Genomic DNA, 12,216 nt, shown 5'->3' with positions numbered 1-12,216 from the left:
ATTAAAACATAACCTTTTTGTTTGTTACCTATATTATTAAATTTAACCCTTAATAGATAATTTATCTTATATTAATTTGTATCTTTCTAATAACTCTTCAATTATAGTACCTGAAATTTCTTTCATTGCAGATTTTACCTTAAGCTTAGTTGCCATTGGTAATTTAACATCTGTAAGTTTTTTCCCATCTAGCATTTTCGCTGTTGAATCTAAAAGTACTCTAATATCATAGCAAGAAGCAAATACCTCAGGAACTCCTCTATCAACGTTAAGCAAAGTATAAACAGCTTCCATAGCAGTTCTTACAGAATATTCTGTTGTAAATACTGTATCACGAACAGTATCTGAGAATTGACCAATAAATGCAAAGTTTACACTCTTTTCTGGTACAATCTTTGGTCTATCTCCCGATGTTCTTGGCATAAAGAATGAAGTAATATATGGCATCATACAAGGAATACAATGTGCTGAATTTGCCATATCAGGTATTTCTTCAACAGGAACTCCTAAATGATATAGCCACTCTTGAGTAATCTCATTCCCACTACATTCTTTCATAGGCTTTTTAATAAAGTCTCCTTCAACATTTGTAAATAATCCATAAACCCATACTACAAGTTGATTATCTGCTTGTTCTTTAAAGTGTGGTTGACGATTTAAAGTATAACTCATTAACCAAGATGAATCTTTAACTGTAACAATTCCACCTGTAACAACTTTACCACTAAATGGATTACGCTTACATACTTTTTCTATATATGGAGGTATTCTATTATCTAAAGTAGTTATAGTAGCTGATTCCCAGTTAGTTTGATCTATATTAGTACAAAACTTATCTGGTCTACCAAAAGCTGGATCTTGTGCTGCAATATTTCTCCATAGTCTCCAACAAGCACCTTCTGAAGTATTTAAACCAGGTGCATTACTATCATCTCCAAGAGTTGAGTTTTCTGTACAACTACCATTTGTAATAAATACTAAATCATCTTCTACTAAATCAATAGTTTCTTCTTTTCCATTATGAGTACAAACTATTTGTTTAGCTACTTTTTTATCATCATTTATTTCAAATATAACATTGTTAACTATCGTATTATATTGGAAATGAACGCCATGAGCTTCTAAGTACTTAATCATTGGAAGAATTAATGATTCATACTGATTATATTTAGTGAATTTTAATGTTGAGAAATCAGGAAGCCCACCAATATGATGAATAAATCTTTGTATATATAACTTCATTTCTAAAGCACTGTGCCAATCTTCAAACGCAAACATAGTTCTCCAGTATAGCCAGAAGTTTGATTCAAAGAATTCTTGTGTAAATACATCTTTGATTTTCTTATCATATAATGATTCATCTCTAGACATAAATAACTGTATTATCTCCATAGATGCTTTATCGCTTAATGTAAATTTACCATCAGTATGAGCATCTTCTCCTCTGTTAACTGTCGCTCTCATTAATGAATAGTTTGGATCTTTTTTGTTTAACCAATAATACTCATCCAGTACTGAAATTCCTTCTGTTTCTATTGAAGGTATTGATCTAAATAAATCCCATAAACACTCAAAGTGGTTTTCCATTTCACGACCACCACGTATTATAAATCCCTTTTGCAAATCTTTAATACCATCACAAGCTCCACCAGCAATATCTAACTCCTCTAGTATATGGATATGTTCACCTTTCATTTGACCATCACGAACTAAAAAACATGCAGCAGCTAAAGATGCTAACCCTGCTCCAACTAAGTATGCTGACTTTCTATCTACACCTTCTGGTTTTTGCGGACGTGCAAATGCTTCATAATTTCCATTGCTATAATACATTAAAAATCAACCCCTATGTTTTTTTATTATTTATTAACATAGTATTCTGTTTTGATTTTTTATTATATATACAATATTGTAGCTATGTAAAATATTTAGCCATACACCTAAAAGTGTAAAAAAACTAGACATATAATAACATTTGTCTAGTTTGTCCTTTTGTATTTACTTTAATATATTAATTGTCTGTTCTATATCTTTCTAAAGCTTCTTCTATATTTCCATAAATTAATGTATTTAATCTATCAATAATATCTTTTGGATTTTCTTTCATTCCTTTTTTTATCCAATCAAGCAAAATACCTACAAAAGCGTATTTATAAAAGTCTGCTATAAATATTTTATCTTTTTCTCTAATAGGTATGTCTTTTGATTTTTCCTCAATTACTCCCATTAATAACGTATATGTTTCATTATATAGATATCTTTCTAAGTACTCTCTACTTACAGAATTAAAAGTATTTAAGGCAAAAGATTTATTTTCTAAAATATAGTTAAATATATGATTAAACCCCTGCTGCCAAGTGTCATATGTCTTTTTTCCATCTAAGGCTTTGCTAGCTTCATGTGTATAAATCCACTCTAATAAATCATAAATATCCTTAAAATGATAGTAAAATGTTTGACGATTAACTTCACAATCCTCAGTAATGTCTATAACCTTTATCTTATCTAAGGGCTTTTGTGATAACATCTTTTTTAATGATGCTGCAAATGCCTTTTTCGTAATTTGAGACATAAAAATTCCCCCAACTATATTATTTTGATTACTACTAATATACAGTATATCATCTATATAATTAAATATATTAAGTTTATTTTGCTTAAAATTACTAAACCATCTAAAAAATTTATGCATAGTTTTTGATGTATTATAATTTCCTTAAGCGTAAAAAAGAGCCTTTTAAAAGGCTCTTCTTGTTATATACTAAATAATAAATCTCCATAGCTTGGATAAGGCCAATACTTTCTAGCTACAATACCTTCCAATGTATCTACTAAAGCTCTAAGGTTATTCATTGTTGGTATGATAATATCCTTATATAAATTGGATTTATCTAGCAAATCTGTATGCTTATCTAAATCGTTTATTAAAACTTCTAAATCTTCTACTTTTTCATAAGTTAAGTAAATGATGTCTGATATTTTATTTAGAAGATATTCTTCCGTTTTATAATTAATATTTCCAAGTAAGGATTTCTTTCTTACTACTATTTCTAAAAGTTCATTTACATAAGCATTTACACTTGGTATAATATCTTTTTTAACCATATCTATCATAGTAAGAGATTCTATATTAACAGTTTTACAATACTTTTCAAGCAAAATCTCATATCTTGATTGTAGCTCAACCTCACTAAATACATTATGCTTAGTAAAAAGTTTTATATTTTTATCATTGTTAAGATAACTTATAGCTTCAGGGGTAGTTTTTAGATTTAATAAACCTCTACGTTTTGCTTCTAATATCCACTCATTAGAATAATTATTTCCGTTAAACAATATTCTTTTGTGTTTTTTTATAGTTTCTTTTATTAATTTATTTAAATCATTTTTAAAATCATCACTATTTTCTAGTATATCAGCAAATTCACATAAACTATCTGCAACTATAGTATTTAAAAATATATTTGGTGATGCAATTGAAAATGTTGAACCCACCATACGAAACTCGAATTTATTACCTGTAAAAGCAAATGGGGATGTTCTATTTCTATCAGTAGTATCTTTTGTAAATGGTGGTAGTGAATCCACTCCTATATCTAACTTCATATTAGGCTTTTTGCTATAACTATATCCATTTTCAATAGCTTCTAATATTTCTGTTAATTCTGTGCCTAAAAATATAGATATAATAGCAGGTGGAGCCTCATTAGCACCTAGTCTGTGGTCATTTCCAGCACTTGCTACTGATATTCTTAAAAGGTCTTGATGTGTATCTACTGCTTTTATAATTGCCATTAAAAAAAGTAAAAATTGTGCGTTCTCTTGAGGATTTTCTCCTGGGCTTAATAAATTTACACCTGTATTTGTAGAAATTGACCAGTTGTTGTGTTTACCACTACCATTAATTCCTTCAAATGGCTTCTCATGTAATAAACAAACTAAGTTGTGATAAGTAGCCAATTTTTTCATAATTTCCATTGTAAGTTGATTTTGATCTGTTGCAATATTCACGGTTGTAAATATTGGAGCTAATTCATGTTGAGCTGGTGCAACTTCATTGTGTTCACTTTTAGCAGGTATCCCCAACTTCCAAAGTTCTTTGTCTAAGTCTTGCATATATTTTAAAACTCTAGGCTTTATAGTTCCAAAATAATGGTCATCTAAATCTTGACCTTTTGGTGGCATTGCTCCAAATAAGGTTCTTCCACAATATATTAAATCTCTTCTTTTATCATACAAATCCTTGTCTATTAAAAAATACTCTTGTTCTGGACCTGCATTAGTAAAAACTCTTGTAACATCATTATTTCCAAATAATTTTAAAACTCTAAGTGCCTGTTTATTTATAGCTTCCATAGAACGAAGAAGAGGTGTTTTCTTGTCTAATGCTTCTTCTGTATAGGCACAAAATACACTAGGTATGCAAAGTGTATTATCTTTTATAAATACATATGATGTAGGGTCCCAAGATGTATAACCTCTAGCTTCAAATGTATCACGAAGCCCTCCTGATGGAAAACTTGATGCATCAGGCTCTCCTTTTATAAGTTCCTTTCCACTAAACTCCATTATAATTTGATCTTCACACCTTTCTATAAAACTATCATGTTTTTCTGCTGTTATTCCCGTCATAGGTTGAAACCAATGTGTAAAATGGGTTACTCCTTTTTCAATAGCCCAGTCTTTCATAGCATTTGCAATTACATTTGCATCATTTAAGCTAATACTACTGCCCTCTTCCATACATTTTTTTATAGCTTTGTATGTGTCTTTAGGTAATCTTTCTTTCATTACTGAATCATTAAACACCATACTTGCAAATATTTGCGATAGATTACTCATAAACAACGACCTCCATTTATATAATTATAATAAGTTTTTAAAAATCAATAAAATGCAAAAAAGGCACCGTAGATTTAATATCTACAGCGCCTTTGCTGATAGTATATTATATTAAAATATCATTAAATGGTGCATGTTTTTCTAAAATTGGGAGGAATTATGAAATGAGTAATATTATTAATGATGTATTAGATTTTACTAAAGAAAATGATGTGAAATTTATAAAACTTTCATTTTGTGATATATTTGGAAGTCAGAAAAACATTTGTATAACATCAGAAGAGCTACCTCGTGCCTTTAAACATGGAATATCATTTGATGCATCAGCTTTAAAAGGCTTTATGAATGTTGAAGAATCTGATTTATTTTTATTCCCTGATCCAACCACTTTATCTATACTTCCTTGGAGACCAGAACAAGGAAGAGTTGTTAGACTATTTTGTGATATAAAACATCCAGATAAAACACCTTTTGAAGGTGATGGGCGACATATCCTAAAAAAAGCAATAAAAAAAGCTAATGATATGGGGTATGTTTGCAAAATAGGTCCGGAATGTGAATTTTATTTATTTGAGCTAAATGAAAAGGGCTACCCTACTAAAATACCTCATGATTTTGCTGGATACTTTGACTTAGGTCCATTTGATAGAGGGGAAAATGTACGTCGTGAAATTTGTGTAGCATTAGATGAAATGGGAATAATTCCAGAAAGTTCACACCATGAACAGGGTCCAGGTCAAAATGAAATCGACTTTAAGTATAGCAATGCCTTAGATGCTGCTGATAATTTAATTACCTTTAAATCTATTGTAAAATCAGTTGCTAATAGGCACGGTCTATTTGCATCATTTATGCCAAAACCTATTTTAGATAAAAGTGGAAGTGGACTTCATGTTAATATATCATTATTTAAAAATGGTATAAATATATTTGATAAAGAAATCAAAGAAAGCTATGGTATTGCTCAAAGTTTTATGGCTGGTATATTAGCTCATATAGATGAAATAACTGCTTTTCTAAATCCATTAACAAACTCTTATTATAGATTAGGATACTTTGAAGCACCTAAATATATTACTTGGTCTTGTCAAAATAGATCTCAACTTATAAGAATTCCTGCTGCTAAAGGAATTTATAGTAGAATGGAGCTTCGTTCTCCAGATCCATGTTGTAATCCATATATAGCATTTGCACTTATAATAAATGCTGGACTTGATGGTATAAAAAACAACCTAAAGCTTACTAATCCTTGTAATCTAAACTTATATGCTGCTTCTTTTGAAGAATTAAAAGATATAGCTTCATTGCCTACAAATCTAAGAGATGCACTACAAAAAGCTAAAGAAAGTAATTTTGTTAAATCTGTACTTCCTCCTAACACACTAAAAAAATATATAGACTATAAAGATCAAGAATTTGAAGCATATTTATACGCTTCGAATAAAGAAACTATCGAAGAAAAGTTGTATTTCCAAACTATGTAAAGAGGTGGTTTAGTGGAAAATATCTTATTAGTAGTAAATTCAGACAAAGCTAAAGAAAATATAGTCCAGATGCTAAAGTCAAATGCCTCTTATAAAATATCTGTATCTAGAAATTGTTGTGAAGCAAGTAGAGCTTTAGTTGATAATATATTTGATTTAGTGATTATAAATACACCTTTACCAGATGAGTTTGGAAGTGAACTTGCTCTTAATATAACTGAATCTACATCTTGTGGTGTTTTGCTTATAGTAAAAAATGATTTAGTAGATGAAATTTCACAAATTGTAGAAAATGCAGGTGTGTTTGTTATAGGAAAACCCATAAGTAAAGCAATGTTTTTTCAGACCTTAAAATTAGTAAGCGCTTTTCATAATAGGATTAGTAATTTAAAAAATGAAAATGATGTGCTTAAAAATAAAATCCAAGAAATAAAGCTTGTTGATAGAGCTAAATGTGTTTTAATTGAATACTTAAATATGAGTGAAAATGAAGCTCATAAATACATAGAAAAGCAAGCTATGAATAATAGATTAACAAAGGTTGATGTTGCTAATGATATATTAAAAACTTATGACTCTAAAGTTAATTGATATAATCTTAAGCAACTTAACAGAGTTTATTTATTACAAAAAAGATGTATCTAAAAATTAGATACATCCTTTTTGTAGACTTTTTAAATTATTTATTTCTTCTTCACTAGGTCCTACTTCTCCATGAAGATCAATTCCTTCTTTTCTTACTCCATATTTTCTGTAAGCATTAAATTTATACTTACATTTATCCTTAATAATTTTTGATACTTCTAAAACAGTTTTCTCATTATCTAGATTTGGAGCTATAACTGTTCTAACCTCATATAGTTTGTTATTATCTAAAAGATATTTTAAATTTTTTAAAACTATATCATTACTAGTACCTGTAACTTTAATATGCTCATCTTCGTCTATACTTTTTACATCTAGCATAAACTTATCAGTTATATCTACTAATTCTTTATACTCCGATAAATCTATTCCCCCATTAGTATCAACAAAACAAGTAAGGCCTAATTCATTTTTTACTTTTTTAAATAGTTCTATTAAAAAGTCAGCATTTAAGGTACATTCTCCACCACTTACAGTTATACCTTGAATAAAAGGGCTTATTTCTTTTATTTGATTGAATAACTCATCTACACTAAAATCTTTAGTTTTAGGAGTAGATAAATGACTACATTCCCTAATACAATTATCACATTGTACACATTTATCTTCATTCCAAATTACTTTTTCATCTTTTATTTCTAAAGCTTTAACAGGGCAAACCAAAACGCATTTTTTACAATTTATACATTTGTTTATAGTTTCAGGGTTGTGACAATAAGTGCATTTAAAATTACATCCTTGAAAAAATATAGCAGTTCTATTTCCTGGCCCATCTATACATGAAAATGGAATAATCTTATTAACTAATGCCATAACTAATCTCTAATCTTTCTGTCAAATGCTTTTGCCCCATTTTTAGCATTCATACCAAATACTGTTGCATTATTTTTTACTGCATTTCCACTTTCAAGTTGCGCTACTTCTGATTTTTTTACTAAATAACCTGTAACACGAACTACATCACAGCTATCACTATATATTGATATATATCTTATTCCACTATTAAATGCACCATCTATAACATTTACTACAGCTTCTAAATTGTCCTTATAAGTATCTTCAAATACAAATATATCACCTATTCCATTGAAGAAGTATTTATGATATGGTGCTGATTGTAAAATGTGTTTGAATAATTCAGGTTCTTCACCTACTGGTACTCTACATCCTGGTGATATTCCTTCATCTATATCTATTCCAACTTGTGCATGTAGCAAATGATTTGAATTAAAGCCAGTTGAATATTTTGATTTATATGAAGTTACAATAGAATTAAGCTTCTCTATTATTCTTAAGCCTAAATCATTAGCTTCTTTTGAGTATCCAAATCTATCTTGTTGATTAGTTGCATTTAAAAGATAGTTTACTGCTTCTGCAAGTCCAACTACACCAAACATTCCACTAAATAGTTCTTGTTTTACAAAGCCTTCTAATACAAGGAAGTTTGATTTGAAAAATGCTGCTTCTTCAAGTAAAAATCTTACTCTTTCATCTATATAATCTAACATCTTAAGTGATGCATAAGGTAATTTATTTTCTATAAAATCTTCAACAGAGTCTGATTCCTTAGCTAATTTGCTAAGAACTAGTCTAACTAGTGTATAGCCTCCTCCACCGATTATAAATCCATTATAACAACTTGCTAATGCGTACTTTTCTGTATTAAAATCTTTAACATCCATCTTATGATTTGCAAAACTTGGTTTAGCCGTTGATAAGGCCGTACTTGCACATAACTTTGTAAATTCCTTTGAAGTTAAGTCTTTATCATATCTTACCGTTAAGTTTGGTACTGCACATTGAAGTTCTTCCATTGCCTTAAGTACAAGTCTTCCAGCTTTTGTATCTATTGGTCCTATATTTGCATGAACAAAAGAATCTGTTAGCGTTCTATCTATATGCTTTAAGAATAATTTAATAGCCTTATAAGCTTCATCTTCATCTTTTACAAAAGGCTCTAAAAGTTCATCTAGGTTTCCAAGATATACTGGATATGATGTTATAGATGGAACATGCTTATAAAATATTAATAATGTATTAGTTGCATCCCATATATCTGTTGGTGCATCTAGATCTAAAAATTTACATCCATTTTTCATTAATAATTCATAATCAGGTATTATGTATCTTGGTCTATAAGGTGCATTACCTTCAAACATACCACATATTATATTTTTATCTAGTAACTGTTTAGTTTCTTCATCTATGTTGAGTACATTTAAAGTACTCTCTGCTTGACCTGCTAATTGTAGTACTTGTTGACTGTAAGTTAGTGTTTTATTTTTTATAATATCTAGTACTGGTTGCATATTTTTCTCCCTATATAATTTATATTTTTATTTAATTGAATTTAACTTATTTGAAAGCTTTTCAAATTGTCTTTTACTTATCGATATATATTTTCTCTCAACATCAACTAAATTATCTTCTTTAAGAATTTTTAGATTCCTATTTATTGTCCTTATAGAAAATCCTAATATTGAACCTATTTCTTCTCTACTTTTTTTAATGTACACAGTTTCTTCATCTTCATTTTCATATGTATCTATCAAATAGTTTATAAGTGAATATATCGCAGGATATGCTAAAACTTCACCGTTGTTTAATGATTGTTTGTACATACTAGAAGATACGAATTTGAGTACATCTAGTGCTAAGCTTTGATCTTGGTTTATCCAATTTACAAAGTCATCTACTTTCATCTCTATCATTGTGCACTCTGTAGTAGTTTGCAGGGTAGATGAGTATAATTTCTCATTTGCCATAACTTCCATTACACCTATATATGCAATAGAGCTAACTTGTGCAAAATTGTATATAAACCCGTTTTCAAATTCATTTTTAACTTGCATATTTCCTACTAAGCTTATGTATATTTTTTCTATATCATTGCCTTTAAGTGTTATTATTTTAGATTTTTCAAAAGTTCTTATCTTGTATTTATCTTTTATAGTATTCGGTATTTTACTTATAAATTCTTTTGCTTTTTTATCTTGCATTTTAATTGCTCCTAGAATACGTTTCTATTTAAGTTTATTTTAACAAATATTAGATTTTATAAAAAGGACATATGTCTCTTTCTTGAAGTTTAATTTTTTTATTTTTGTTTTATTAAATACTTTATTCCTACTAGGTAGTTTATTTACATATACTTAAACTATATTATATTTTTATTCAATAGAAAGCTAGCCAAAGAGGCTAGCTTCTTAATTTATAAATTCATTTAATATTAATCGTTTTATTACTTATATATTTTTTCCCATTTCATATGCTTCGTTCATTGCGTCACTACTTTTTATATCGCCTTTTTCCTTTGATCCTTCTATATAATTTAGCTTTGTTATAAATGTAAAAAGAGCTGATTTGTATTGATAACAAGATCAGCCCTTTTTTATATTATATTTTATTAAGCTAAAGTTTTTATATCTTCAAGTACTTTTTCTATATCTGCTACTATTAACTTTTCAGTTAAATGATAACGCTCATATAATACTTCTAAAGCTACACTATCAGTAAACTCTTTATCAGCTCCAAAGTTTAATACTCTCATATTTTTATCTGAGTAGAATCTTGATATCTTTTCACCAAATCCACCATTAAGTATTCCATCTTCTAATGTTATTACTACTTTATGGTCTTTTTGTAGTTCATTTAATAACTCTTCATCTACTCCTGTTATAAATCTTGGGTTTATTAATGTAGCATTTATCCCAATTTCTTTTAATCTATTAGCTACCTTTTTACCTAAGTGGAAGAATGATCCAAGCCCTATTATTGCTACTTCGCTACCTTCTTCAACTTTTACATATTTATCTAGTTCATCAAAGTTAGGTTCAACTTCAATTCCTGTTGATACAACTTCCATATTCGGAACACGTATAGCTACAGGGTGATTGTCTTGTTCTATAGCCCATTCCATCATAGCAATATGTTCTTCTTTAGTTGTAGGTGCTAAGTATACTATGTTTGGTATATTTGATATTAGAGGTATATCAAATAATCCTAAGTGAGTTACATCACCACCACTTATACCTCCCCAGTTAACTAATATAGTAGCTGGGTTATTATTTATTGCAAGATCTTGAGATAGTTGATCATAAGTTCTTTGTATAAACGAACTTATAAATGATGCTACTGGTTTCCCACCTCTTTTAGCTATACCTGATGCAAGTGCTATTGCATGTTCTTCAGCTATTCCAACATCTACATATTGATCTTTAAACTCATTTCTAAGTCCAGCTAATCCAACTATGTTTGGCGTAGCTGCAGTTATTCCTACTATACTTTTATCTTTTCTTGCTTTTTCTACTAAGAAATCACTTGTTATATCTCCATAAGATTTAACATATTCACCACTAAACAATGGTGATTTAGTTTCTAAATCAAATGGCATTACCCAGTGGAATGCTTCTTTGTTTACTTCTGCATCATCATATCCTTTACCTTTTACAGTGTGCATATGAATTACTACTGGATGATTTGTATCCTTAACCTTTTTAAAAGTTTCTATTAATGAATCAATATCATTTCCATCTTTAACAAAGTGATAGTCAAATCCAAACGATTTAAAGAAGTTATGTTCTGCCTTTCCTTCAGTTTCTCGAAGTAGAGCTAAGTTTTGGTATAATCCTCCGTGATTTTCGGCTATAGACATATCATTGTCATTTACTAATATTATTATATTTTTTCCCGATGCTGCTGCATTGTTTAATCCTTCGTAAGCTTCTCCTCCACTTAGAGAACCATCACCTATTATAGCAACGATATTTTCCTTACCACCTACTACATCTCTTCCTTTTGCTAATCCACAAGCTAAGCTTATTGAAGTTGATGTATGACCTACTGTAAAGAAGTCATGTTCACTTTCTTTAGGTTCAGTGTATCCTGTAACAGTTTTAAACTTTTCAGGATTTGTAAATGCTTCTTTTCTTCCAGTTAATATTTTGTGTGTATATGATTGATGAGATACATCGTATACAAACTTATCTACTGGTGAATTAAACACATAGTGAAGTGCTATAGTTGCTTCTACCATACCTAAGTTTGGTCCAAAATGACCACCTGTTGTACTTACTCTTTTTATTAATACATCTCTTATCTCTGTTGATAATGTATGTAATTCTTCTCTCGATAGTATTTTTAAATCTCTTGGATTGTTGATTTTATTTAAAATATTTAAACTCATTTAATTTCTCCTTTTTGGGTATATTTTGTGTTGCTATATTGACAGTATAATAGTTGGTGT

9 protein-coding genes are annotated in these 12,216 nt (G+C 29.1%); 2 read left to right on the top strand and 7 right to left on the bottom strand.

Annotated elements, in window-relative coordinates:
• Positions 1–66: 66 nt before the first annotated feature.
• From BLP75_RS07570 to BLP75_RS07560, 3 genes are all read right to left on the bottom strand, one after another.
• Positions 67–1,833, bottom strand: coding sequence for an oleate hydratase (locus BLP75_RS07570; RefSeq protein WP_092725044.1), 1,767 nt, complete (start codon positions 1,831–1,833; stop codon positions 67–69).
• Between the two features lie 178 nt (positions 1,834–2,011).
• A complete protein-coding gene (locus BLP75_RS07565) occupies positions 2,012–2,572 on the bottom strand; it encodes a TetR/AcrR family transcriptional regulator (protein ID WP_092725043.1) in 561 nt (186 codons plus the stop codon).
• 182 nt (positions 2,573–2,754) lie between these two features.
• Positions 2,755–4,842 carry a glutamine synthetase III family protein gene (locus tag BLP75_RS07560; RefSeq protein WP_092725042.1) on the bottom strand — a complete coding sequence of 696 codons (2,088 nt, stop codon included), beginning with the start codon at positions 4,840–4,842 and terminating at the stop codon, positions 2,755–2,757.
• Between the two features lie 164 nt (positions 4,843–5,006).
• Here BLP75_RS07560 and glnA point away from each other — a divergent pair, with 164 nt between their 5' ends.
• Together glnA and BLP75_RS07550 are read left to right on the top strand one after the other, a co-directional pair.
• Positions 5,007–6,326, top strand: a complete 1,320-nt coding sequence (gene glnA / locus BLP75_RS07555; RefSeq protein ID WP_092725041.1) for a type I glutamate--ammonia ligase — start codon at positions 5,007–5,009, stop codon at positions 6,324–6,326.
• Between the two features lie 12 nt (positions 6,327–6,338).
• Positions 6,339–6,917 (top strand): ANTAR domain-containing response regulator, encoded by a 579-nt coding sequence (locus tag BLP75_RS07550; protein WP_092725040.1) that lies wholly within the window; start codon positions 6,339–6,341, stop codon positions 6,915–6,917.
• A 57-nt stretch (positions 6,918–6,974) separates the two neighbouring features.
• Here BLP75_RS07550 and BLP75_RS07545 read toward each other — a convergent pair whose 3' ends face one another.
• From BLP75_RS07545 to BLP75_RS07530, 4 genes are all read right to left on the bottom strand, one after another.
• A complete protein-coding gene (locus BLP75_RS07545; protein ID WP_092725039.1) occupies positions 6,975–7,784 on the bottom strand; it encodes a YjjW family glycine radical enzyme activase in 810 nt (269 codons plus the stop codon).
• A 2-nt stretch (positions 7,785–7,786) separates the two neighbouring features.
• Positions 7,787–9,280 (bottom strand): YjjI family glycine radical enzyme, encoded by a 1,494-nt coding sequence (locus BLP75_RS07540; protein WP_092725038.1) that lies wholly within the window; start codon positions 9,278–9,280, stop codon positions 7,787–7,789.
• Positions 9,281–9,307: 27 nt separating this feature from the next.
• Positions 9,308–9,970: a Crp/Fnr family transcriptional regulator gene (locus tag BLP75_RS07535; protein WP_092725037.1), complete on the bottom strand. Its 663-nt coding sequence runs from the start codon at positions 9,968–9,970 to the stop codon at positions 9,308–9,310.
• A gap of 407 nt (positions 9,971–10,377) precedes the next feature.
• On the bottom strand, positions 10,378–12,156 hold the full coding sequence (locus tag BLP75_RS07530; protein WP_092725036.1) for a 1-deoxy-D-xylulose-5-phosphate synthase: 1,779 nt from the start codon (positions 12,154–12,156) through the stop codon (positions 10,378–10,380).
• Between the last annotated feature and the right edge of the window lie 60 nt (positions 12,157–12,216).

The sequence above is a fragment of the Romboutsia lituseburensis DSM 797 genome, from assembly GCF_900103615.1.
Lineage (GTDB): Bacteria > Bacillota > Clostridia > Peptostreptococcales > Peptostreptococcaceae > Romboutsia_F > Romboutsia_F lituseburensis.
Note: the sequence above shows the minus strand (reverse complement) of the source record. Positions and strands in the feature narration are given on the sequence as shown.

Coding starts and splice junctions, on each gene's coding strand:
- BLP75_RS07570 (WP_092725044.1), bottom strand. CDS start 1,833: ATGTATTATAGCAATGGAAATTATGAAGCATTTGCACGTCCGCAAAAA.
- BLP75_RS07565 (WP_092725043.1), bottom strand. CDS start 2,572: ATGTCTCAAATTACGAAAAAGGCATTTGCAGCATCATTAAAAAAGATG.
- BLP75_RS07560 (WP_092725042.1), bottom strand. CDS start 4,842: ATGAGTAATCTATCGCAAATATTTGCAAGTATGGTGTTTAATGATTCA.
- glnA (WP_092725041.1), top strand. CDS start 5,007: ATGAGTAATATTATTAATGATGTATTAGATTTTACTAAAGAAAATGAT.
- BLP75_RS07545 (WP_092725039.1), bottom strand. CDS start 7,784: ATGGCATTAGTTAATAAGATTATTCCATTTTCATGTATAGATGGGCCA.
- BLP75_RS07540 (WP_092725038.1), bottom strand. CDS start 9,280: ATGCAACCAGTACTAGATATTATAAAAAATAAAACACTAACTTACAGT.
- BLP75_RS07535 (WP_092725037.1), bottom strand. CDS start 9,970: ATGCAAGATAAAAAAGCAAAAGAATTTATAAGTAAAATACCGAATACT.
- BLP75_RS07530 (WP_092725036.1), bottom strand. CDS start 12,156: ATGAGTTTAAATATTTTAAATAAAATCAACAATCCAAGAGATTTAAAA.